At 54.4% G+C, this 21782-nt stretch carries 25 protein-coding genes; 15 read left to right on the top strand and 10 right to left on the bottom strand.

What is annotated here, in order from left to right; genetic code table 11:
- Nucleotides 1-2: 2 nt before the first annotated feature.
- On the bottom strand, nt 3-1346 hold the full coding sequence (gene hglS / locus PYW49_RS02660) for a 2-oxoadipate dioxygenase/decarboxylase HglS (protein ID WP_320385566.1): 1344 nt from the start codon (nt 1344-1346) through the stop codon (nt 3-5).
- A gap of 524 nt (nt 1347-1870) precedes the next feature.
- Here hglS and PYW49_RS02655 point away from each other — a divergent pair.
- The 8 genes from PYW49_RS02655 to PYW49_RS02620 all read left to right on the top strand — a co-directional run bounded on the left by PYW49_RS02655 (nt 1871) and on the right by PYW49_RS02620 (nt 8409).
- A complete protein-coding gene (locus tag PYW49_RS02655; RefSeq protein ID WP_004136767.1) occupies nt 1871-2056 on the top strand; it encodes a con-10 family general stress protein in 186 nt (61 codons plus the stop codon).
- A 94-nt stretch (nt 2057-2150) separates the two neighbouring features.
- Entirely contained in the window at nt 2151-2645 is a 495-nt protein-coding gene (locus PYW49_RS02650) for a YciE/YciF ferroxidase family protein (RefSeq protein ID WP_023311678.1), read from the top strand.
- A 23-nt stretch (nt 2646-2668) separates the two neighbouring features.
- Nucleotides 2669-2872 (top strand): hypothetical protein, encoded by a 204-nt coding sequence (locus PYW49_RS02645; RefSeq protein ID WP_320385565.1) that lies wholly within the window; start codon nt 2669-2671, stop codon nt 2870-2872.
- A 25-nt stretch (nt 2873-2897) separates the two neighbouring features.
- Nucleotides 2898-3404: a ferritin-like domain-containing protein gene (locus tag PYW49_RS02640; RefSeq protein WP_193139977.1), complete on the top strand. Its 507-nt coding sequence runs from the start codon at nt 2898-2900 to the stop codon at nt 3402-3404.
- 16 nt (nt 3405-3420) lie between these two features.
- Complete coding sequence (locus PYW49_RS02635; protein ID WP_320385564.1) at nt 3421-4293, top strand: manganese catalase family protein; 873 nt, start codon at nt 3421-3423, stop codon at nt 4291-4293.
- A gap of 68 nt (nt 4294-4361) precedes the next feature.
- Nucleotides 4362-5765, top strand: coding sequence for a cytochrome ubiquinol oxidase subunit I (locus PYW49_RS02630; RefSeq protein WP_320385563.1), 1404 nt, complete (start codon nt 4362-4364; stop codon nt 5763-5765).
- The gene (gene cydB, locus PYW49_RS02625) at nt 5765-6775 is read left to right on the top strand and encodes a cytochrome d ubiquinol oxidase subunit II (protein WP_320385562.1); all 1011 of its coding nucleotides are present in this window, start codon (nt 5765-5767) and stop codon (nt 6773-6775) included. Before PYW49_RS02630 ends, cydB begins: the two co-directional genes overlap by 1 nt.
- Before the next feature lie 8 nt (nt 6776-6783).
- Nucleotides 6784-8409: an alpha-amylase family protein gene (locus tag PYW49_RS02620; protein WP_320385561.1), complete on the top strand. Its 1626-nt coding sequence runs from the start codon at nt 6784-6786 to the stop codon at nt 8407-8409.
- Here PYW49_RS02620 and PYW49_RS02615 read toward each other — a convergent pair whose 3' ends face one another.
- The 4 genes from PYW49_RS02615 to PYW49_RS02600 are packed head-to-tail and all read right to left on the bottom strand — an operon-like array spanning nt 8410 to nt 10903.
- Nucleotides 8410-9396 (bottom strand): SDR family oxidoreductase, encoded by a 987-nt coding sequence (locus tag PYW49_RS02615; RefSeq protein WP_320385560.1) that lies wholly within the window; start codon nt 9394-9396, stop codon nt 8410-8412. It lies immediately after the preceding gene.
- 17 nt (nt 9397-9413) lie between these two features.
- Nucleotides 9414-9932 (bottom strand): 2-oxo-tetronate isomerase, encoded by a 519-nt coding sequence (locus tag PYW49_RS02610; protein ID WP_134350241.1) that lies wholly within the window; start codon nt 9930-9932, stop codon nt 9414-9416.
- 11 nt (nt 9933-9943) lie between these two features.
- Complete coding sequence (locus PYW49_RS02605; RefSeq protein ID WP_320385559.1) at nt 9944-10390, bottom strand: DUF421 domain-containing protein; 447 nt, start codon at nt 10388-10390, stop codon at nt 9944-9946.
- Between the two features lie 9 nt (nt 10391-10399).
- Nucleotides 10400-10903: a hypothetical protein gene (locus PYW49_RS02600; RefSeq protein WP_320385558.1), complete on the bottom strand. Its 504-nt coding sequence runs from the start codon at nt 10901-10903 to the stop codon at nt 10400-10402.
- A gap of 138 nt (nt 10904-11041) precedes the next feature.
- Between PYW49_RS02600 and PYW49_RS02595 the strand changes: the two genes are divergently transcribed.
- The 4 genes from PYW49_RS02595 (at nt 11042) to PYW49_RS02580 (ending at nt 16124) form a co-directional block, all read left to right on the top strand.
- Nucleotides 11042-11431: a YdeI family stress tolerance OB fold protein gene (locus PYW49_RS02595; RefSeq protein WP_123922440.1), complete on the top strand. Its 390-nt coding sequence runs from the start codon at nt 11042-11044 to the stop codon at nt 11429-11431.
- A 64-nt stretch (nt 11432-11495) separates the two neighbouring features.
- Nucleotides 11496-12380 (top strand): SDR family oxidoreductase, encoded by an 885-nt coding sequence (locus PYW49_RS02590; RefSeq protein ID WP_134350237.1) that lies wholly within the window; start codon nt 11496-11498, stop codon nt 12378-12380.
- Between the two features lie 182 nt (nt 12381-12562).
- Entirely contained in the window at nt 12563-13486 is a 924-nt protein-coding gene (locus PYW49_RS02585) for a LysR substrate-binding domain-containing protein (protein ID WP_134350236.1), read from the top strand.
- Nucleotides 13487-13742: 256 nt separating this feature from the next.
- Entirely contained in the window at nt 13743-16124 is a 2382-nt protein-coding gene (locus PYW49_RS02580; RefSeq protein WP_320385557.1) for a glucose/quinate/shikimate family membrane-bound PQQ-dependent dehydrogenase, read from the top strand.
- Between the two features lie 119 nt (nt 16125-16243).
- On the opposite strand, the gene PYW49_RS02575 is transcribed toward PYW49_RS02580, so the two are convergent.
- The 4 genes from PYW49_RS02575 to cspF all read right to left on the bottom strand — a co-directional run bounded on the left by PYW49_RS02575 (nt 16244) and on the right by cspF (nt 19982).
- A complete protein-coding gene (locus PYW49_RS02575) occupies nt 16244-17935 on the bottom strand; it encodes a methyl-accepting chemotaxis protein (RefSeq protein WP_320385556.1) in 1692 nt (563 codons plus the stop codon).
- A 160-nt stretch (nt 17936-18095) separates the two neighbouring features.
- Nucleotides 18096-19214 (bottom strand): S-(hydroxymethyl)glutathione dehydrogenase/class III alcohol dehydrogenase, encoded by a 1119-nt coding sequence (locus tag PYW49_RS02570; RefSeq protein WP_134350233.1) that lies wholly within the window; start codon nt 19212-19214, stop codon nt 18096-18098.
- Nucleotides 19215-19245: 31 nt separating this feature from the next.
- Nucleotides 19246-19521 carry a metal/formaldehyde-sensitive transcriptional repressor gene (locus PYW49_RS02565; RefSeq protein ID WP_134350232.1) on the bottom strand — a complete coding sequence of 92 codons (276 nt, stop codon included), beginning with the start codon at nt 19519-19521 and terminating at the stop codon, nt 19246-19248.
- A gap of 248 nt (nt 19522-19769) precedes the next feature.
- Nucleotides 19770-19982: a cold shock-like protein CspF gene (gene cspF / locus PYW49_RS02560; RefSeq protein ID WP_134350231.1), complete on the bottom strand. Its 213-nt coding sequence runs from the start codon at nt 19980-19982 to the stop codon at nt 19770-19772.
- A gap of 270 nt (nt 19983-20252) precedes the next feature.
- Between cspF and PYW49_RS02555 the strand changes: the two genes are divergently transcribed.
- Nucleotides 20253-20474, top strand: coding sequence for a cold shock domain-containing protein (locus PYW49_RS02555; protein ID WP_134350230.1), 222 nt, complete (start codon nt 20253-20255; stop codon nt 20472-20474).
- A gap of 115 nt (nt 20475-20589) precedes the next feature.
- Here PYW49_RS02555 and PYW49_RS02550 read toward each other — a convergent pair whose 3' ends face one another.
- On the bottom strand, nt 20590-20754 hold the full coding sequence (locus PYW49_RS02550) for a YnfU family zinc-binding protein (protein WP_286164430.1): 165 nt from the start codon (nt 20752-20754) through the stop codon (nt 20590-20592).
- Nucleotides 20755-20903: 149 nt separating this feature from the next.
- Between PYW49_RS02550 and PYW49_RS02545 the strand changes: the two genes are divergently transcribed.
- Nucleotides 20904-21131 carry a hypothetical protein gene (locus PYW49_RS02545; RefSeq protein ID WP_134350229.1) on the top strand — a complete coding sequence of 76 codons (228 nt, stop codon included), beginning with the start codon at nt 20904-20906 and terminating at the stop codon, nt 21129-21131.
- Between the two features lie 240 nt (nt 21132-21371).
- Nucleotides 21372-21479 carry a YnaM/YnfT family protein gene (locus tag PYW49_RS23355; RefSeq protein WP_353620398.1) on the top strand — a complete coding sequence of 36 codons (108 nt, stop codon included), beginning with the start codon at nt 21372-21374 and terminating at the stop codon, nt 21477-21479.
- The last annotated feature ends 303 nt before the right edge of the window (nt 21480-21782 follow it).

The raw sequence follows: 21782 nt of genomic DNA, 5'->3' as shown, positions 1-21782 counted from the left end.
TTTCAGAGCAAACCGCAACGCTGTTTGCTGCGCGTTTCAGCCTCTTGATAAAGCGTAAACTCGTCATACACCGGGCAGCCCAGCGCCACTTCAAACGCTTCACGGCTGGCATTACCGTGGCTTCGCGCCTGGGTTTCGTTCCCAAGATTAGACTGGAAAATCCCGGCGGCGCTGACCGGAAGGAAATCTTCGTAGGTGATCGGCTGGGCAACCACCCATCCGCGCTCTATCAGCGGCTGCGGATCGTCGCCAGGACGGAACGCATGACGATGGGCTTCCCCCGCTGGCGTCAGACGATAGCGAAAATAGGCCAGCTCCTGACGGCGCATTAACAGCTCGCTGTCCGGGAAGGCGCTAAATATCTCCCGTAAATGCAGCTGGTGCGTCAGGTTATCTTTACCGGTACCGGCCTGGGCGAGCAGGCTATCGTACAGTTCTCGTCCTTTCGGGGTCAGCGCCACGCCGCGCTGCTCAATCTCACCGAAGCGCGCGGTGTGGGTGCCCTTATGTTCACCGGCAAACAGCACCGGCTCTTCCAGCGCCTTGAAGCTGGTTTGACGCAATAAGACCGGCACTTCGCGACGAGGCGGCCCTTCGATCAGAATTTTTGGCTCGATACCGTACTTCGGCATCAGCTCCTGCACCCGGTCAATATCCAGCGTGCGCGGCGTAAGGTGGTTAATATGGCAGCCTGGGAAGCAGACCACATCGGCAATCAGCCGGTGCTCGTTATGCAGCGCCTGATAGGTTTCCTGATCGACCGTCGCATGACGGTGCCAGCGGAAGGTTTCCAGCGCTTCCTGCACAAACTCGCGCGCCTGTGCGTCTGTAAACTGCCCTTCTGCGTCATACAGATCGAGAAGCGCCAGACAGCGCGGGGTAAAGATGTTCCGGTGAGAAAGGATCTCCGCGGCACGCTCGCGCAGCGCGACGTTGTCAATCAGTTCGAGGCGCAGGAGTGAGGTAAAGATACGAAACGGATTTCGACACAGCGCGGCATCGTCTATCGGGCGAAACGCCGTGGAGTGAACCGGCACCCCCGCCTGTGAGAGATCGTAATAGCTGACCGGGTACATGCCCATAATGGCAAACATACGGCGCAGGGTTGACAGTTCCTGCGCCGAGCCGACGCGGATTGCCCCGTGACGCTCTACGTTCAGGCGTGCAAGTTCATCGGCGTTTGCCAGTTGTTCATGTAATAGTGGGTTATTTTCCAGAACCGCCAGGTTTACGTCCGCAACCAGTTCAAGCAAGGTGCCGTACTGCGGAACTTCCTGCTGGTACATCGCCGACATAGCCTGCGAAAAGTGTTCCCGAATGTCATCAGCCGTGATGGTGTTCGCCATGATGTCATGCCTCCAGTGAATATTACCTGGAGTGTAGAGAAACCCGTTCGTTCCGGGGGGAAGAATTTCTGAATTGTGATCTTAAGGCGACAGTGGTCAAACCGTGTGCTATGGCCCCTGAACGGCCACAACGAAACCGCCCTTTCGCCTCGTTCTATTCTCCTGGATTTTAATAATTATTTAGGGTTCCGTTTTCTAGCCATAAAGGAGTATATTTATTCACACCTTAGCGGTTGCAAATTAATCAGATTCAGCACCACGTTGTTTTTATCCTCTGCATTCAGTTTTTTAGCAAAAACTTAGGACTAATCCGATCTTGTGTTTACAAGTCCTTCCTGCTCCTCCTTATTTTATCGATAAGCGAAGCGTGAGCGCTTGAATATTTAAAAATAACGCAACCGCAAATAGCCAAACGCATTTGACGAATGACGAACAGCGACTAGAGTTATTACTCGAACGACGAGTGATACGGAATATTTTTCGTATCGTACTGACATAACCAATATATGACTATGAGGTTTAATATGGCAGAGCATCGTGGTGGTTCCGGTAATTTCGCTGAAGACCGTGATAAAGCATCAGAAGCTGGACGTAAAGGCGGCCAGCATAGCGGCGGCAACTTTAAAAACGATCCGCAACGCGCTTCTGAAGCGGGTAAGAAAGGGGGACAGAACAGTCACGGCGGAGGCCGTAAATCTGATAACTCCTGATCTTATTTAAAACTCTTTTAATAAAACCAGAGAGTATGCTGCGGGCTGAAAGGCTCGCAGTACCCTTTAATTATTTTACCGGAGCGTAATTATTATGAATATGAAAAGCGTTGAGGATGTATTTATTCATCTTCTGTCGGATACCTACAGTGCGGAAAAACAGCTTACCCGCGCGCTGAGCAAGCTTGCCCGCGCCGCGTCCAGTGAGAAGCTGAGCGCAGCCTTCACCGCACACCTTGAAGAGACGCAGGGTCAGATCGAACGTATCGACCAGATCGTCGAACAGGAAGACGGTATCAAGATCAAGCGCATGAAATGCGTGGCAATGGAAGGCTTAATAGAAGAAGCCAATGAAGTCATCGAAAGCACGGAAAAAAATGAAGTGCGTGATGCCGCGTTAATTGCCGCTGCGCAAAAAGTCGAGCATTACGAAATAGCCAGTTACGGTACCCTTGCCACACTCGCAGAACAGCTGGGCTATAAAAAAGCCGTTAAACTTCTTGCCGAAACGCTGGAAGAAGAAAAAGAAACCGACCTTAAACTCACCGATCTGGCCGTTGGAAATATTAACCAAAAAGCGCAGAAATGACGCAATAACACAGGTTAAATAAAATGAGCATCAGTCCCAGGACAATTAAACGGTGCCATTTAACGGCAGCCATAATATGGTTCATTCTCGCCATCCCTTCCGTAATATGGTGGAAGAACAGCGTGCTATGGGTCATTATCATCAGTATTTACGCCAATATTGTCGGCCATTTATCTGGCTACAGTGCCGCGCGTGCCGATCAGGCTGCTGAAAGTGAGCCCAAATAAGCGAACCCATTATGAGGATACAATAATGAATCACGTAGAACACTACCATGACTGGCTACGCGATGCCCATGCGATGGAAAAGCAAGCCGAATCAATGCTGGAATCCATGGCCAGCCGTATCGATAATTATCCTGATGTTCGCGCCAGAATCGAGCAACATATTAATGAGACAAAACGGCAAATTACATTGCTGGAGGAAATCCTCGACCGTAATGATATTTCTCGTTCGGTTTTAAAAGATTCGATGAGCAAAATGGCGGCGCTGGGTCAATCCATCGGCGGCATGTTCCCTTCTGACGAAATCGTGAAGGGTTCGATCAGCGGCTACGTGTTCGAACAGTTTGAAATCGCCTGTTATACCTCCCTGCTGGCGGCGGCTAAAAAAGCGGGCGATACCGCCTCGGTACCCGCTATCGAGACCATTCTTGCCGAAGAGCGCGAGATGGCCGAATGGTTGATTCGTCATATCCCGCAAACGACGGAACAGTTCCTGCTGCGTTCAGACGCGTCGGGTGTCGAAGCGAAAAAATAACCACAGGAGAGTGCGCATGTTTCGACACGTTAAACAGCTGCAATACACGGTTCGCGTCGCTGAACCAAACCCTGGCCTGGCCAATCTTTTACTGGAACAGTTTGGCGGTCCGCAGGGCGAGCTGGCAGCCGCCTGCCGCTACTTTACGCAAGGCCTGAGCGATGACGATTCGGGCCGTAAAGATATGCTGATGGATATCGCGACCGAGGAGCTAAGCCACCTCGAAATCATCGGTACCCTGGTGGGGATGCTGAATAAAGGCGCGAAAGGCGCGCTGGCGGAAGGAGTGGAAAATGAGGCCGAGCTGTACCGGTCTATGACCGAAAACGGTAACGACAGCCACATCACTTCTCTGCTTTACGGTGGCGGCACCCCGCTGACCAACTCTGCGGGCGTGCCGTGGACGGCGGCCTACGTCGATACCATCGGCGAGCCGACGGCGGATTTGCGCTCTAACGTGGCCGCCGAGGCCCGGGCGAAGATCATCTATGAACGGCTGATCAACGTGACCGACGATCCCGGCGTGAAGGATGCGCTGGCGTTTCTGATGACGCGCGAGGCGGCGCACCAGCTCTCCTTTGAGAAGGCGCTCCAGTCCATTCGCAATAACTTCCCACCGGGAAAACTGCCGCCAATCGAGGAATTCACCAACAAGTACTACAATATGTCTGAAGGTGGAGAGGTTCGCGGAAGCTGGAACAGCGATAAACATTTCGATTACGTTGAGTCCCCCCAGCCTGCCGTTGATGGCGGAGACGGTAGCGCAAGCGTGACGCTGACGACCGAACAGGCAACCCTGGTCAAGGCGATGTCTGCCCGCACGAAGTCCGATCCACACGCCGACCCGCTGACCGGTGCCGAGCTGGGCGCCGGTAAGAAAAAACCGTAATCGGTTTTGCCGGGCAGCCATAAGCTGCCTGGCAATTCTCGTGCCCCATCGTTTCAGAGGTACGGACCATGTTCGAACTCGATGCATTTCATCTGGCCAGAATTCAGTTCGCTTTTACCGTCTCGTTCCATATTCTTTTCCCCGCGATCACCATCGGGCTCGCCAGCTATCTGGTGGTGCTGGAAGGCATGTGGCTGCGCACCAAAAATGACGTCTGGCGCTCCCTGTACCACTTCTGGCTAAAGATATTTGCCGTTAACTTCGGTATGGGCGTCGTGTCCGGGCTGGTGATGGCGTACCAGTTTGGCACCAACTGGAGCGGATTTTCCCAGTTCGCGGGCAGTATTACCGGTCCACTCCTGACCTATGAAGTGTTAACCGCCTTCTTCCTGGAAGCGGGCTTCCTCGGCGTGATGATGTTCGGCTGGAATAAGGTTGGTCCGGGCCTGCATTTCTTCTCGACCTGCATGGTGGCGCTCGGCACGCTGATGTCGACCTTCTGGATCCTCGCCTCCAACAGCTGGATGCACACGCCGCAGGGTTTCACCATTCAGAACGGTCAGGTTATCCCTGAAGACTGGCTGGCAATCGTTTTCAACCCCTCTTTCCCGTACCGTCTGATCCATATGGCTATCGCCGCCTTCCTGAGCAGCGCGCTGTTTGTTGGCGCATCAGGCGCGTGGCACCTGCTGCGCGGTAACGATACCCCCGCCATTCGGACCATGTTCTCCATGGCGATGTGGATGGCGCTGCTGGTCGCCCCCATCCAGGCCGTTGTGGGCGATATGCACGGCCTGAACACGCTTGAGCATCAGCCGGCAAAAATCGCCGCCATCGAGGGGCACTGGGAAAATCCGCCCGGCGAGGCCACCCCGCTGCTGCTGTTTGGTCTGCCGGATATGGAAGAGGAACGCACCAAATACGGCCTCGAGATCCCCGCGCTCGGCAGCCTTATCCTGACGCACAGCCTGGATAAGCAAGTCCCGGCGCTGAAGGACTTCCCGAAAGAGGATCGTCCAAACTCGACCATCGTTTTCTGGTCGTTCCGCGTCATGGTCGGGATGGGCCTGCTGATGATTACCCTTGGGGTGATCAGCGTCTGGCTGCGCTATCGCCATCGGCTTTTCCACTCGCGTCCGTTCCACTGGTTTGCCCTCTGTATGGGGCCTGCCGGTCTGCTGGCGCTGCTGGCGGGCTGGGTGACTACCGAAGTGGGCCGTCAGCCGTGGGTCGTCTATGGCTATCTGCGCACGGTCGACGCGGTTTCCCTGCACAGCACCCTGCAGATGAGCATCAGCCTGCTGGCATTCTTCGTCGTCTACTCGTCGGTGTTTGGCGTGGGCTATGTTTACCTCATCCGGCTGATTAAGAAAGGCCCTCAGCCTGTTGATACGCTGACGTCAAATACCTCGGGCACGCCCGCGCGTCCGCTGTCTGCCGCTGAGTCTGTTCCGGAAGAGGAGAAAATCTGATGGGCGTCGATATCTCAGTTATCTGGTTTGCCATCATCGTGTTTGCCACGCTGATGTACATCATCATGGATGGCTTTGATTTGGGGATCGGCCTGCTGTTTAACTTCGTGGGCGATGCCAGAGAGCGTGACGTGATGGTCAACAGCGTGGCGCCGGTCTGGGACGGAAACGAAACCTGGCTGGTGCTCGGCGGCGCGGGCCTGTTCGGCGCGTTTCCGCTGGCCTATGCGGTAATTATTGATGCGCTGACCATCCCCCTCACCGCGATGCTGATCGGCCTCATCTTTCGCGGCGTCGCCTTTGAATTCCGCTTTAAAGCCACGCCCTCACACCGCAAATTCTGGGACTACTCCTTTGCAGGCGGCTCCCTGCTCGCCACCTTCAGCCAGGGGATCGTGGTGGGCGCCGTGATTAACGGCTTCGACGTAGAGGGGCGGCGGTTTGTCGGCTCTGCGCTTGACTGGCTCACCCCCTTTAACCTCTTCTGCGGTATCGGGCTGGTCGTCGCCTACACGCTGCTGGGCACCACGTGGCTCATCATGAAAAGCGAAGGCGCGCTGCAGGCCCGCATGCGCGAACTCACCCGCCACGTGCTGCTGGCGCTGGTTGTCGTTATCGCCGTAGTCAGCATCTGGACGCCGCTCGGCTGGCAGTACGTGGCCGACCGCTGGTTCACCTTGCCCAACTTCTTCTGGTTCCTGCCGGTTCCTCTGCTGGTAGCGCTCTTCAGCGTGCTGATCTGGCGCCTGACGCGCAACCCTAACAGCCACGCGCGCCCCTTCCTGCTGACGCTGGGGCTAATCTTCCTCGGGTTTAGCGGGCTCGGTATCAGCCTGTGGCCGAACATTATTCCGCCGCGTATCACCCTGTGGGAAGCCGCGGCGCCGCCTGCCAGCCAGCTGTTTATGCTGGTAGGGACATTACTGATTATTCCGGTGATTCTGGTGTACACCGCCTGGAGCTACTACGTCTTTCGGGGCAAAGTTTCTGACACTGAAGGTTATCACTGAGGGACGCTATGACTGACTGGCATACACGAGCCATTATTTATCAGATTGATACTGCGCTATTTTATGATTTGAACGGCGATGGCTGCGGGGACATCGCCGGGATTACGGCCAAGCTGCGTTATATTCGCCGCATGGGGGCGACGGTAATCTGGATCACCCCGTTTTACCTCACCCCCTTTCTCGATGAGGGCTACGACGTCAGCGACCATCTCCAGGTAGATCCTCGCTTCGGAAAACTGGCCGATATCATCGCCTTTATCGAACAGGCCCGGGAGCTGGGCATGCAGGTCATTATCGAGCTGCTGATCCAGCACACGTCGGATGCGCATCCCTGGTTCCAGCAGGCCCGCCGCAACCCGGCGTCACCCTATCGTGATTATTACCTGTGGTCGGATAACGACGAGGACGATACGCCCCCCATGTTCCCTGGCGTGGAAGAGAGCATCTGGACCTGGGACGACGAGGCGGGACAATACTATCGGCACATGTTCTATCGCCACGAGCCGGATCTGAACCTCACCTCTCCCGCGGTGCTGAAAGAGATTGAGAACATCATCCTCTTCTGGCTCAAGCTGGGCGTGTCGGGTTTTCGCCTGGATGCCGCATCCCACCTCACCACGCAGGCAGGAAACGGGGATGAAAAAAAGGGGCTGTGGATCCTCGAACATATGCGTCGTCTTATTGAGCAGCATAATCCGAACGCGATCCTGCTGGGTGAAGTTGATGTCGAGGTGGAAGCCTATCAGGACTACTTCGGCAATAATGACCGCCTGAATCTGGTGCTGAATTTCTGGCTCAACAAGTATTTCTACGTCAGCCTGGCGAGGAAAAGCGCCCGCCCGCTGCGCAATGCGGTGAAGAAGATGATCGCCCCGCCTGATTCCTGCTGCTTTGCCAACTGGCTGCGCAATCATGACGAGCTGGATCTGGAAGGCATTAGCCAGAAAGATAAGCAGTTTGTCCTCGACACGTTCGCGCCTGATGAAGAGATGAACGTCTATCAGCGCGGGATCCGCCGCCGCCTGGCGCCGATGCTGAATGGCGATCAAAAACGGCTGGCGTTCTGTCACGCGGTGCTGTTTTCTCTGCCGGGTGTCCCGGTGATGCGCTACGGCGACGAGATAGGCATGGGTGACGACCTGGATCTGGAGGAACGCTACGCCGTCCGCACCCCGATGCAGTGGGCGGGGTCACAGGGGGGCGGATTTTCCGCAGCCGATCCGGATAAATTTATTGCCCCGATTATCGACCACGGCCCTTATCGCTATCAGAAAATAAACGTCGCCGATTCGCTGCTCCACCGCAACTCGCTCCTGCACCGAATTATTGATATTGCCAATACCCGCTCGGAGTTTCCCGAAATTGCCGTTGCGCCCTTTCATCTCATCACCATCGATCATGACGCGGTGCTGGGGATCTACTACGAAACCGACGAGCGCAGCATCCTGACCTTCGTTAACTTTAGCGACCAGCCTGTGACGTTCAGCGCCAGAGGGATCCGCAATGCCACCTGGACCGCCTGTCTCGCGGACAAACGCTACGACGATGCGCTGATCTGCGGCAAAACCGTTCAGCTCAGTCTTGGCGGCTACGGCTATCGCTGGTTCTGGACACGCCGTAGCGCGCTTCGATAATTATGTTTTCCGGCGCGTTAGCAAGCGGGTCACCATAATCCCCGCCACCGCGAGGGCCCCTAATGCCACTTTACCCGGCATACCGGAGGTGACGGACGGCGCGCGGTTTTTCGCCTCGTCACTGAAGCGACCATGGATTTTGTGCAGGTCGTTAACCGGCCGATCGAGGTAGTCCTGGCGATCCGGCGCGTTCAGATCGTCAGTCATCTGGCCCTCCCAGGCTTTTTTCACCATCAGCCGGTCAAGAAAACCGGGGAAGAGAAACTGACCGACAATCGACTGGATGGTGCTGCCGCCTACCCACAGCTCTCGTACTGGTTTTTGCGCCACCCTGAAGATGGCGCTGGCGGCGACCTCAGGCTCAAACACCGGCGGCACCGGGCGCATCGCCCAGGCGAACTTATTCCTCGCCCATTCAAACTGCGGGGTATTGAGCCCCGGCATCTGGACCATCGAAAGCTGAACCCGGCTGTTCTCATGCATCAGCTCGGTACGCACCGCATCGGTAAACCCGCGGATCGCCGCTTTGGCGCCGCAGTAGGCTGACTGCAGCGGAATAGAACGATAGGCCAGTGCCGAGCCCACCTGGATAATCACGCCCCTGTCGCGCGGAACCATAAGCTCCAGGGCAGCGCGGGTACCGTTCACGTAGCCGAGGTATGTCACGTCAGTCACGCGTCGAAACTCGTCCGGCGTGAGGGTACGAAACGGTGCCAGGACGGCCCCCATGGCATTGTTAACCCAGACATCAATCGCACCGAGGCGATACTCAATTTCGTTAGCGGCATCCACCACCGCCTGGCTGTCGGCGACATCCGCCTGTACGGCGTGGGCATTGACGCCAAACCGCCGTAGCTCCTCCTGAGTGGAGTGCAGGCTTGCTTCATCCCGCGCGATGAGCCCCACATCGTAACCTGCCTTTGCAAAGCGCAGCGCCGTGGCTTTTCCCACGCCCGCCGTTCCGCCGGTAATCACTATGACAGCCATACAACCTCCGCGTGCGTTTAGCCGTTATTCCAGTCCGACAATGTTGTCACCAGTTCAGACAGCGAAAAATGTACCGCTTTTTCCACCACGTCCTGACAGTCGCCGGAGAACAGTACGGTGCGGGTTTTCGTCTGGCCGCGTATATTCCAGGCAAAGCAGACCGTCCCCGCCGCCGTGCCATCGTCGCCCCCTTCTGGCCCGGCATAGCCGCTGATGGCGATGCTGATATCAGCCTCGGCAATGTCACGGATACTGGCGGCCATCTCGGTGACGGTTTGTTCACTGACGGCGGTATACCGCGCGAGCGTCTCAGGGCGAACGCCGAGGATCCGCTCTTTCGCAGCATCGCTGAACACGACCAGGCCGACATCATAAAAATCGGCGGTGTTCTCTTCCGCACAAAGCGCCACCGAGAGCTTTCCTCCCGTACAGGATTCGGCCGTGGTTAAGCGAAGCCCGCGATCGGTTAATTTGCTTGCCAGCTTTTTCGTCAGTTCACCCACGGTATTATTACTGTCGTGAAAAAGATTGCTCATCTTGCCGCCTCTTATTTCTCGAAAGGAATGATTGAAATATGTCCATTGCGCTCAAGTATGGCATATTTAATTTTACTCATTCCCGTAATGCCATTATTCTGACGCGCCGACACCAGAATATCATCGCAAGATACATCGACTTTCTTAAGTTTATCTGCTAAAGGCACGCCGTTCTCAACCAGAATCACGGGGGTGCCATCCAGAATATTTTCCACCGGGGAAAAGTATTTCTTCATTAGCCCAAATATAATATCCACTACCACCAGGGTGGTAATCGTAATCATCGCACCGGTGACGGAGAAATCTTGTCCAAGGAGCGCTTGCTGTGTGGCTTCACTAATAATCAAGAGCAGAATGAGATCAAAACTGGTCATTTGCAGCAGCGCGCGTCGTCCGGCCACTTTAAATACCACCATGAGAAACAGATAAATAGCCAGCGCGCGAAAGACCATATCCATATCAGCCTCCTACGGGTAAATAAATTGCCAGAGGGTAATTTCCGGCTCGTTGTTTACGCGGATGACCGTGTCCCACTTACCGGCTCTGGACGGTGTCGTGAAGAGCAACACAGAGAAATTGTCTGACCTTTTAAGGTTGTTATAGACAAAATAGAGGGTTTTCCCGCGGCTGAACATGGTGTCCGGCTGCGGCCATACGCTGCCGGGCTCATACGCGTCGCTGCTCTCGCTGGTCATGCTGAGGGTATACTTCCCCTCTGCTTGCACCGGAAACGCGAGCTGCATTCGCGTCTCTGTCTCCCGCCGTCCAAAGCGTTCATAATTTATGGTCAGGGATTGAGCGGAATTCGTTTTTACCGTGTCGCTGACCATTCCGCTTGAAAACAGACCGGCAATGGCCGCGACGATAATACCTAGCAGAACAATAAAACCCACCTGACGAAACGCGTATTCAAACGTCAGCAAGCGATAACTTTCATCTATCCCGGGTAAGTTTTCATTTTCACGCTTCATGGCCATCGTCACCGTTTCGCTTATTATCCGATAATTTTGATTTCTAACGCGAATGTTTTTAGGACTTATCACATTTGCCACATAAAGGAATAGCAACAATACTTAATAAGTCAAGACACCCAAAATGAAGGATATCAGATGAAATTATCGCTTATTTCCGCTTTTTTGATATTTCTGGTTCCGGCCGCATGGGCAGATAATAACGGCGGGTTACAAAAAGGTGAAGCACCGCCGCCCCCGCACGCTCTTGATAGCGGATATCGCGGAACCGACGACGCGCGTATTATGACCATCGTTCAGGCAAAACAACTGCACGATGGTGCGACAATTTCCCTGCGCGGTAATCTTATTGACGGTAGCGGCGATAAATTTGTATTTCAGGATAAAACCGGAAAAATCGACGTTATTATTCCCCAGGCAGTCTTCGACGGCAGAACGGTAAAACCCGATCAGATGATCAGCATCAACGGTTCGCTTGATAAAAAATCATCCCCTGCCGTCGTCCGTGTCGATCGTTTGCAGAAATAATTCAGCGAAGCGTTAACGCTGCAACTATCCATCAAATCTCACCCCTTGGCTTAAGGAGTCAGCTATGAGTGATACTACACAACGTACGAACGCTTACCCGCAGCCCCCGTTCCCGGAACAGCCGCAAACGCCGCCGGGACTGGCATCCGAAATGCAACCTGTACCCGACCACGGGGAACAAAGCTATAAAGGACATGGCCGCCTTGCCGGCAAAAAAGCGCTGATTACCGGGGGTGACTCCGGTATTGGTCGCGCGGTGGCGATCGCCTATGCCCGTGAAGGCGCTGACGTGGCCATCAACTACCTGCCGGAAGAAGAGAAAGACGCGGTTGAAGTCATCGACCTGATCAAAGCGGAAGGCCGCACGGCCGTCGCGCTTCCCGGCGATGTGCGGGACGAAACCTTCTGCGAGAACCTGGTCGATGAAGCCGTCTCCAGACTCGGTGGGCTGGATATTCTGGTGAATAACGCCGGCCGTCAGCAGTTCCGGGAATCGTTAGAAGAGCTGACCACGGAAGATTTTGACGCGACGTTCAAAACCAACGTCTATGCGCCTTTCTGGATCACCAAGGCGGCGCTGCGCCATCTGAAAGCGTCTTCCGTTATCATTAATACTTCCTCCGTTCAGGCGGTTAAGCCCAGCCCCGTGCTGCTGGATTATGCTCAGACAAAAGCCTGTCTGGCGGTATTTACCAAAGCCTTAGCCAAACAGCTGGGTCCGAAAGGCATTCGCGTCAACGCGGTCGCCCCAGGCCCTTACTGGACGGTGCTGCAATCCAGCGGCGGCCAGCCGATGGAAAAAGTGAAGGAGTTCGGGGGCGATACGCCGCTGGGGCGTCCGGGTCAGCCCGTGGAGATTGCTCCGCTGTACGTCACGCTGGCCTCGGATGAATGTTCATTTACGTCCGGCCAGGTGTGGTGCTCTGACGGCGGTGACGGCGTGATCTAAACCACTTAGCAATTCCCCCCTCCGCAATGAGCAATAAATGAACAAGGACGTTCGCTTTTTTCCCCTGCCGAAAAATTTGTTGTAACTCAAACAGATCAAATGTTAAAAATATTTTGCTATCAAGTTATCAAAATTAAACAACTTAACTTGTCACCCGCATCGCTCTGTTTTTAACATCGCCTATGGAAAAAAATGGTCTGTTCAGTCAGCGCATACGCTTGCGCCATTTGCATACATTTGTGGCCGTCGCTCAACAGGGAACGCTGGGGCGTGCGGCTGAAACTCTTAACCTGAGCCAGCCTGCGCTCTCCAAAACCCTCAACGAGCTGGAACAGCTGACCGGTGCCCGCCTTTTTGACCGCGGTCGGCTGGGGGCGCAGCTTACCCTCGTGGGCGAACAGTTCCTCACGCACGCCGTGAAAGTCCTGGATGCGCTCAATACTGCAGGCCAGTCCCTGCACCGAAAAGCAGAGCAGGCCAGCGAGGTCGTGCGCGTGGGTGCCTTGCCTACCGCGGCGCTGGGCATTCTTCCCCCAGTTATCGGCCAGTTCCATAAGCAGCAGCGGCATACCACCATTCAGGTTGCCACCATGAACAACACCATGCTGCTTGCGGGGTTGAAATCGGGCGAGCTGGATCTCGGCATCGGTCGAATGTCCGACCCGGAACTGATGGGCGGGCTCAATTACGAACTGCTGTTCCTGGAGTCCCTGAAGCTGGTAGTGCGCCCCGATCACCCACTGTTGCAGGATACCGTAACGTTAAGCCGCGTCATGGAGTGGCCTGTTGTGGTTTGCCCGAAAGGAACCGTCCCGCGCCAGGCCGCCGAAACATTGCTGCAGATGCAGGGATGTACGCTGCCTTCAGGCTGTATCGAAACGCTTTCGGCCTCGCTTTCGCGCCAGCTCACGCTGGATTATGACTACGTCTGGTTCGTCCCCTCCGGGGCGGTGAAAGACGATTTGCGTCAGGGAACGCTGACCGCCCTGCCGGTGACCGCCCCCGGCGCCGGTGAACCTATCGGCATTTTGACCCGGGTGGATACCCCGCTTTCTATTGGCGCGCAAACGTTGCTGAGTGCCATTCGTAAATCAATGCCTGTCTGACACCTTTCTCCCCTCACCCTAACCCTCTCCCCAACGGGGCGAGGGCATTGCCCTGCGCGCTAATCAATTAATGCGAAATTATTCATTAACAATTGCGTAAAACAATTTAACAGTTTTATCATAACGACGAATTCACCAAATGGTTCGCAAATCATTTTATAAACCCGAATTCACTCATAATAATCATTACTCTCCCCGCAATTATTACCCAACTGGTACACACCCAACACGGCGGGGGGATCGAAAGGAGAAAGACATGGCATTTGGCAGCGCGCCGCGCGGGATACCTCGTATTCTGCAGTGGCTTCTTGCCGGACTGATGATGCTCATCGGTCTGGCCGTCGGCGGGTTGGGCTTTAAGCTCACCACCGTGGGCGGAAGTAGTTACTTCCTGATTATGGGCGTGGTAATGGTGATTGCCGCGATCCTGATTTTTCTTAATCGCACCGGCGGGATCGTGCTTTACGGTATCGCGTTTATTGCCTCACTGTTCTGGGCGGTAAGCGATGCGGGCTGGGATTTCTGGCCGCTCTTCTCCCGCCTGTTTACCTTTGCCGTACTGGCCTTCCTCTGCGCCATCGTCTGGCCTTTCCTGCGCGCAGCCAACCACCGCGCACCGAACAAGGCGCCCGCTTTTGGCACCGCGGTCGTGCTCGCGGTTGTGATGCTGGTTAGCCTGGGCTGGATGTTTAAGCCGCAAACTCTCGTGGCAGCGAACGAGCCCGTGCCGGTGAAACCCGTCGCGCCCGGCGAGCAGCAAAAAAACTGGGAGCACTGGGGTAACACCACGCACGGCGACCGCTTCGCCGCGCTGGACCAGATTAACAAACAAAACGTCAGTGACCTGAAGGTCGCCTGGGTTGCACACACTGGCGATATTCCGCAGAGCAACGGCTCCGGCGCGGAAGATCAGAACACCCCGTTGCAGGTTGGCGACACGCTCTATGTCTGTACCCCGTACAGCAAAGTGCTGGCGCTGGACGTGGATTCCGGTAAAGAAAAATGGCGCTACGATTCCAAAGCCACCGCGCCTAACTGGCAGCGCTGCCGCGGTCTGGGCTACTTTGAAGAACGCTCAAGCGTGACAACGTCACAGACTGAGACACAGCCTGCGGCCTGCCCTCGCCGCCTGTTCCTGCCGACCACCGATGCCCGCCTGATTGCCATTAACGCGGATAACGGCAAAGTCTGTGAAGACTTTGGCGACCATGGCACCGTGGATCTGAGCATCGGCATGGGCGAGATCAAGCCCGGGTATTATCAGCAAACCTCCACGCCGCTGGTTGCCGGGAATGTCGTTGTCGTCGGCGGTCGCGTCGCGGATAACTACTCCACCGGCGAACCGCCGGGCGTGGTGCGCGCGTACGACGTTCACACCGGCAAGCTGGCGTGGGCGTGGGATCCGGGTAATCCGAACCTGACAGGCCTGCCGCCGGAAGGCCAGACCTACACGCGCGGCACACCGAACGTCTGGTCTGCCATGTCTTACGACGCGAAGCTGAACCTGATCTACCTGCCAACCGGCAACGCCACCCCGGATTTCTGGGCGGGCGAGCGTACCGCGCTGGACGATAAGTACAGTTCTTCCATCGTCGCCGTTGACGCAACCACCGGTCAGGTGCGCTGGCATTTCCAGACCACCCACCACGACCTGTGGGACTTTGACCTGCCTTCCCAGCCGCTGCTGTACGACCTGCCAGACGGTAAAGGCGGCACCACCCCTGTGCTGGTGCAGACCAGCAAGCAGGGCATGATTTTCATGCTTAACCGCGAAACCGGCAAGCCGGTGGCGAAGGTTGAGGAACGTCCTGTTCCGGCGGGTAACGTTGAAGGTGAACGCTACTCTCCGACCCAGCCGTATTCCGTTGGCATGCCGATGATTGGCAACCAGACGCTGACCGAATCCGACATGTGGGGGGCGACACCTGTCGACCTGCTGCTGTGCCGCATTCAGTTTAAAGAGATGCGTCATCAGGGCGTCTTCACCCCGCCGGGGCTCGACCGTTCCCTGCAGTTCCCCGGTTCTCTCGGCGGGATGAACTGGGGCAGCGTCTCCGTTGACCCGAACAACAGCCTGATGTTCGTCAACGATATGCGCCTGGGGCTGGCAAACTACATGGTGCCGCGCGCTAACGTGGCGAAAAACGCCAGCGGCATTGAGATGGGTATCGTTCCGATGGACGGCACGCCGTTCGGCGCAATGCGCGAACGCTTCCTGTCACCGCTGGGCATTCCGTGCCAGAAGCCGCCGTTTGGTACTATGTCGGCCGTTGACCTGAAAACCGGCAAGCTGGTGTGGCAGGTCCCTGTCGGCACGGTGGAAGATACCGGCCCGCTCGGCATTCGTATGCACATGCCAATCCCAATCGGGATGCCGACGCTCGGGGCATCGCTTTCTACCCAGTCCGGTCTGCTGTTCTTCGCCGGCACGCAGGATTTCTACCTGCGCGCGTTTGATACCGCCACCGGGAAAGAGATCTGGAAAGACCGCCTGCCGGTCGGTAGCCAGTCCGGCCCGATGACCTACGTGTCGCCGAAAACCGGTAAACAGTACATCATCATTAACGCCGGCGGCGCTCGCCAGTCGCCGGATCGCGGTGATTACGTTATCGCCTATGCGTTACCCGATAAGAAGTAACGGATGAAAAAAGGGACCTTTCGGTCCCTTTTTTTTGCCCGGTGGCGCTACGCTTACGCGGGCCTACAAATACAAGTAGGTCGGGTAAGGCGAAGCCGCCACCCGACACAACACGCTACTCAGAACGTCTCCCAGTTATCCCCGGACACCGTTGCCGCTGGACGCAACGGTGAGCTCTTCGCCACTGGAGCAGACATTACCGCGCGGCCCGGCTTTGCCCCGCTCAGACGAAATGCGCCGACCGCCTCGGTCAGACGCGCGCCCTGTTCTTCCAGAGACGCCGCCGCGGCGGAGGCTTCTTCCACCAGCGAGGCGTTCTGCTGGGTGACCTTATCCATCTCGGAAATCGCCTGGCTGACCTGCACGATACCGCGGCTCTGCTCATCGGACGCGGCGGCGATCTCCAGCATGATATCGGTCACGCGCTTAACCGCATCGACGATTTCATTCATGGTGTGACCCGCGGCGACAACTTCACCGGAGCCCTGGTCGATCAGAGAAACCGATTCGTTGATCAGGCTTTCAATCTCTTTTGCTGCATTTGCACTGCGGCTTGCCAGGGTACGGACTTCACTTGCCACCACGGCAAACCCTCGCCCTTGCTCGCCCGCACGCGCCGCTTCCACCGCGGCGTTAAGCGCCAGAATATTGGTCTGGAACGCAATGCTGTTAATCACGGCGGTAATCTCAGAGATCTTCTTCGAACTGGTGGAGATATTGCCCATGGTTTTGACCACGCCGGAGACCATCTGACCGCCGCGGCTGGCTTTGCCGGAGGCATCTTCCGCCAGCTTGCTGGCATGATGCGCGTTATCGGCGTTCTGTTTCACCGTTGCGGTCAGTTGCTCCATGCTCGCGGCGGTTTGCTCAATCGCCGCAGCCTGCTGTTCGGTGCGCGAAGAGAGATCGGTGTTACCGGCAGAAATCTCGCTGGTGCCGCGGTAGATTTCCTCTGCACCCTGACGTACGGTGCCCACGGTGTTTTCAAGCGAGTGCTGCATGGTTTGCAGATCGCGCGTCAGGCGGCCAATCTCGCTGCGCCCGGCTACATCGTCCGGCATCGTCAGGTCGCCTTTGGCGATATTTTCGATGCGTTTCGCGGCACGCTGCAGCGGGTTGATCACCGTGCGGCGCAGCACAACAAAGGTCATCGCCGTCAGCGCCAGCGCCAGCGCAAACGCGCCCACCATAAACATCAGACCCAACTGCGTGCGGCTGTGAGCCTGTGCCGTCAGCGCACTGGCGCGGTCGGTACGGATCTTGATCGCCTTCAGCAGCACGGCGTTATAAGCCTCGTCCAGCGGGCGTGCCGTTTCGTTTTCGTGGTTGATAATCGCTTCGAACATGCCGTTTTTGGCAAATTTGACCATCGGCATAAGACCCGCGATGTAGGCGTCGTAGCGCGCTTTCAGGTCAGCATCCAGCGCTTCGTCGGCAGACGTGCGCACTGCACGGTTCATGTAGGCGGTAAAGCTATCCTGGGACTGCTTAATCCGCGTTTCCGCCTCGGCGATGTTCTGCTTCATGGCATCCATCTCCGCGATACGGCTTGCCGCACCGGCGTGGATCATATTAATACGCGCGGTTCGCAGATGGTTTGAGCTATTCGACAGCCCCATACGCACCTGAATTTCGGATGTGACATCCTGCTGATCGCGATCGGCCTGCAGCAGGAAATAACCCGCCAGACCCGAGCTCAAGGCAAAGAGCAGGATAATGCCACCGAGAATGGAGGAAAACAGCGGAACCAGCCTGATGTGATGCAAGAAGCTCAGCTTGCGCTGCGCCGGCATCGAAGTAGTGTTGTCCATGACCGTCGACTCTCTTGTAGGTAAGATGCGTAAAAACACGCCTGTCAGATAGTCATCGGCACGGTTGGGATTTAGATTACGGCTAAAAACGCCGCACTGGTCACACTTTAGAGAAGATTATTAAAGAAACGCCAGCGGCTAAAAACCGCTGGCAGAAGAGTTACTTGTCGCCGAAATGAATGACGGTGCGGATGGATTTTCCTTCGTGCATCAGATCGAACGCGTCGTTGATCTGCTCCAGCGGTAAACGGTGGGTAATGAACGGATCGAGCTGAATCTTTCCGACCATGGCATCTTCAACCATCCCCGGAAGCTGGGTACGCCCCTTCACGCCGCCAAAGGCGGAACCGCGCCATACGCGTCCGGTGACCAGCTGGAATGGACGGGTTTTAATCTCCTGACCCGCACCGGCCACGCCAATGATGATGCTCTCGCCCCAGCCCTTGTGGCAGCACTCCAGCGCGGAACGCATCACGTTAACGTTGCCGATACACTCGAAGCTGAAGTCAACGCCACCGTCGGTCATCTCAACAATGACATCCTGAACCGGTTTCTCGTGATCTTTCGGGTTCACGAAGTCGGTCGCGCCCATTTCACCCGCCAGTTTGAATTTCTCCGGGTTGGTGTCGACCGCGATGATACGACCGGCCTTCGCCTGGACCGCGCCCTGAATCACCGCCAGGCCAATGCCACCGAGACCGAACACCGCCACGGTGTCGCCCTCTTTGACTTTTGCCGTGTTGTGCACCGCGCCAATGCCGGTGGTTACGCCGCAGCCCAGCAGGCAGACTTTATCCAACGGCGCCTGCGGGTTCACCTTCGCCAGCGAGATCTCCGCGCAAACGGTGTATTCGCTGAAGGTGCTGGTGCCCATGTAGTGATAAACAGGCTCGCCGTTGTATGAGAAACGGGTGGTACCGTCCGGCATCAGCCCTTTCCCCTGCGTGGCGCGAACCGCCTGGCAGAGGTTGGTCTTACCGGATTTACAGAATTTACACTCGCCGCATTCCGCCGTGTACAGCGGGATCACGTGATCGCCGGGTTTCAGGCTGGTCACGCCCTCGCCCACTTCCACCACAACACCGCCCCCTTCATGGCCAAGCACCGCCGGGAAGACGCCTTCTGGATCGTCGCCCGACAGCGTAAACGCATCGGTATGACATACCCCGGTATGGGTGATTTTAATCAGCACTTCACCTTTCTTAGGCGGTGCCACGTCGATTTCAACGATTTTGAGCGGCTGGCCGGGACCAAATGCAACTGCAGCGCGAGATTTCATATTGTCTTCCCTTATTGTGAGGTGTGTGGGTTTATTTTAGATAAGAGCGCAGCAAATGGCCGACTTCTGCCATGCGTACGGCTCGCTGATCCGGCGTTGTTTCCCCCGCCACCAGCTCGTCTTTGAGGTGAATTTCAACCATTTCGCCCATCAGGCCATTAGCTGCCCCACGCACGGCGGCAATTTGCTGCAGAATGGCCAGACAGGGTTCGCCCGACTCCAGCGCACGTTCAAGGGCATCAACCTGGCCCCGAATGCGACGGACGCGAGTAAGGATACGTTTTTTATCTGCGGGTGAATGCGGCATACGCCCTCCTGATACTATAGGGGGGTATTGTATGTTTTAAAGCAGCCTCATGTAAACATTACGTTTTCTATGGTTATCAGTCTGCTATTCAATATGGTCAAAAGGCACTATCGGAGAGAGGTTTATCTGACATGCAATTTCATGCACTGTGGGGGGTGTTAAAAATCAAGGAGCGAAATTAATAGAACCAGTGGAATTCAAATCCCACACTGGTTAGGCATTGTACGTTTTTAATTGGTTTCATATTTTTAGGAAAAAAATATGTTAGCCGCCATCGGTCCACTGAGTCCGTTTATGCGATAAAATTCAACACGAACGCCTGGCTCTAACGATTGATTTTCACTGTTATTTAATGCGGAGATATGTAGAACAACATCTTTTCGGCCATCTGATGGGATGATAAAACCTTTTCCACTCTTGAAGTCAAAACTTTTGACAATTCCTGTCATTTTACGAGACAAATAATTTCCTTGTAGTAATCGAGCTTCAACTATACAGGAAATATTGATTTTAGCTAATCATCTTTAAAAGGCCGCCCAGACGGCTAAAATAAAGATTGCTTATTGACTCTATTCGTGCCTTAATGCTTTAGTTAGTTCGATGCAATACCGAATGAAAATATTTTGCAAGTCAGTCCTCATAACCAGGCGCTATCGCTGATATCCCCTCCTTTTGAGTCCATACGTTTTAGTCCTTCCTTATCATTTTAATAGCATTTAAAAGGAGTATTTATGTCTTCAAGAATTCAAGGTTTGGTTAAGTGGTTTAATGAAGGTAAAGGATTTGGTTTTATCTCCCCGCTTGATGGCAGTAAAGATGTTTTTGTTCATTTCTCTGCACTCCAGGGAGATGACTTTAAGACACTGTTTGAAGGTCAGAAAGTCGAATTTGCTATTCTAAGCGGCGATAAAGGTCCTGCAGCTTCAAATGTAATACTTTTAGATAGATTATAGTACAAATTAGGCAACCTCCAAAAGCATCACTTCCTTGCCTTCATGACAAGAAGATAACTTGTTGCCAAAAAAAATAAATATATTCAATAAATTTTCTTTCTGACAACTAACAGATTCAGAAGCGTTGAGTAGATTTAAACAAAGCATTGCAATACGGGCAGACAAGTTGAGCACCCTTTTGCACGCGATTAAAACTATGTTCTGAATCTTTAGAACAATTTGGGCATGGACATTTGACTAAATGATTTCGACGGAATTGTGTATTTTTACGTCCAGACATAGACTTCTCCTGATTTTAAGGACTGCCACAATACACGTTCCGGCAAAGAAATGCTTGCTTTAATTTTTCTAAAGGGTTCAAAAATGACAAAGTAATGCACTCTATTAGCAAGTATTACTTTGGAAATCCCCAAAAATACAGGGTGGTCTATGAAGAATGTAATCGTTTTTTTCAACGGAAAGCCGAGTAAACTTGTCACTGTACTGCAAGGAACGACGTCCGTAAGGCAGGAGTATCCGAACGGTGAAGAAATACACCTTCAGATAATGTCTGCGGGTTTCCCATCGTTAACCGGAGATCACAACTTTGTCTATGTAGCTTCTGACAGTGAACTCACCTCTAAGAAGATACTTGATGCGGCAAAAATTCATATGTGACAGGCTGTGCCGGCTACAACGCAGTCAGTAAAGTGCTATTTATATGTGATTTATTTTTTGAATTAGAATAACAACAATGACTCACTATTAAAGCCTGCAAAATGCAGGCATTTTTTTTACAAATAGCCCACCAAAAACACATCATTATAAAATGACAACACCAAATAAATTCTCGTGGTTAAGGAACTAACGCAAAAATAAAAAGTCAATTAAACAATCTGAATAGAAAAAGGTAATTTCATGTCATCTTATATTATCGTAACTAGCGTCGCCGTTGTTATGGGGTTGATAATGTTGAGTCTAATTAAGGTTTGGATCAGCACTTCGAACAACCCTGACAATCTTTGACGCCGCCGTAACCCATTGCTGGCATCGTGTATCGCACGCTATGCCCAGCGTGGGAAATCAGCGGCAACCCACCTCGTCTTCCAGGTCACGACTCTGCAAGCACATCTGCTAAAGCCTCAAACGAGACTACCCTACCCATTCAAATGGGTATTAGCCTACAAAAGCAAAAAAACTCAAACAAACCTTTAGAGAAAAGCCACTTACTCTGACGATCGTTCCCGGGTAGTCTTCAGAAACATGATGAGACAAGTAGTGAATGAAAAAATCACAGTACCTATATTGCAGATAAACCAACATGCGGAG

The sequence above is a fragment of the Enterobacter chinensis genome, from assembly GCF_034008295.1.
In the GTDB taxonomy this organism is placed as follows: Bacteria; Pseudomonadota; Gammaproteobacteria; order Enterobacterales; family Enterobacteriaceae; genus Enterobacter; species Enterobacter chinensis.
This window is presented reverse-complemented; position numbering and strand designations above follow the sequence as displayed.

Coding starts and splice junctions, on each gene's coding strand:
- PYW49_RS02635 (WP_320385564.1), top strand. CDS start 3,421: ATGTTTCGACACGTTAAACAGCTGCAATACACGGTTCGCGTCGCTGAA.
- PYW49_RS02655 (WP_004136767.1), top strand. CDS start 1,871: ATGGCAGAGCATCGTGGTGGTTCCGGTAATTTCGCTGAAGACCGTGAT.
- PYW49_RS02570 (WP_134350233.1), bottom strand. CDS start 19,214: ATGAAATCTCGCGCTGCAGTTGCATTTGGTCCCGGCCAGCCGCTCAAA.
- PYW49_RS02605 (WP_320385559.1), bottom strand. CDS start 10,390: ATGGATATGGTCTTTCGCGCGCTGGCTATTTATCTGTTTCTCATGGTG.
- PYW49_RS02580 (WP_320385557.1), top strand. CDS start 13,743: ATGGCATTTGGCAGCGCGCCGCGCGGGATACCTCGTATTCTGCAGTGG.
- PYW49_RS02650 (WP_023311678.1), top strand. CDS start 2,151: ATGAATATGAAAAGCGTTGAGGATGTATTTATTCATCTTCTGTCGGAT.
- PYW49_RS02585 (WP_134350236.1), top strand. CDS start 12,563: ATGGAAAAAAATGGTCTGTTCAGTCAGCGCATACGCTTGCGCCATTTG.
- hglS (WP_320385566.1), bottom strand. CDS start 1,346: ATGGCGAACACCATCACGGCTGATGACATTCGGGAACACTTTTCGCAG.
- PYW49_RS02590 (WP_134350237.1), top strand. CDS start 11,496: ATGAGTGATACTACACAACGTACGAACGCTTACCCGCAGCCCCCGTTC.
- PYW49_RS23355 (WP_353620398.1), top strand. CDS start 21,372: ATGTCATCTTATATTATCGTAACTAGCGTCGCCGTTGTTATGGGGTTG.
- PYW49_RS02575 (WP_320385556.1), bottom strand. CDS start 17,935: ATGGACAACACTACTTCGATGCCGGCGCAGCGCAAGCTGAGCTTCTTG.
- PYW49_RS02595 (WP_123922440.1), top strand. CDS start 11,042: ATGAAATTATCGCTTATTTCCGCTTTTTTGATATTTCTGGTTCCGGCC.
- cydB (WP_320385562.1), top strand. CDS start 5,765: ATGGGCGTCGATATCTCAGTTATCTGGTTTGCCATCATCGTGTTTGCC.
- PYW49_RS02600 (WP_320385558.1), bottom strand. CDS start 10,903: ATGAAGCGTGAAAATGAAAACTTACCCGGGATAGATGAAAGTTATCGC.
- PYW49_RS02565 (WP_134350232.1), bottom strand. CDS start 19,521: ATGCCGCATTCACCCGCAGATAAAAAACGTATCCTTACTCGCGTCCGT.
- PYW49_RS02610 (WP_134350241.1), bottom strand. CDS start 9,932: ATGAGCAATCTTTTTCACGACAGTAATAATACCGTGGGTGAACTGACG.
- PYW49_RS02640 (WP_193139977.1), top strand. CDS start 2,898: ATGAATCACGTAGAACACTACCATGACTGGCTACGCGATGCCCATGCG.
- PYW49_RS02645 (WP_320385565.1), top strand. CDS start 2,669: ATGAGCATCAGTCCCAGGACAATTAAACGGTGCCATTTAACGGCAGCC.
- PYW49_RS02620 (WP_320385561.1), top strand. CDS start 6,784: ATGACTGACTGGCATACACGAGCCATTATTTATCAGATTGATACTGCG.
- PYW49_RS02615 (WP_320385560.1), bottom strand. CDS start 9,396: ATGGCTGTCATAGTGATTACCGGCGGAACGGCGGGCGTGGGAAAAGCC.
- PYW49_RS02545 (WP_134350229.1), top strand. CDS start 20,904: ATGAAGAATGTAATCGTTTTTTTCAACGGAAAGCCGAGTAAACTTGTC.
- PYW49_RS02630 (WP_320385563.1), top strand. CDS start 4,362: ATGTTCGAACTCGATGCATTTCATCTGGCCAGAATTCAGTTCGCTTTT.
- PYW49_RS02555 (WP_134350230.1), top strand. CDS start 20,253: ATGTCTTCAAGAATTCAAGGTTTGGTTAAGTGGTTTAATGAAGGTAAA.
- PYW49_RS02550 (WP_286164430.1), bottom strand. CDS start 20,754: ATGTCTGGACGTAAAAATACACAATTCCGTCGAAATCATTTAGTCAAA.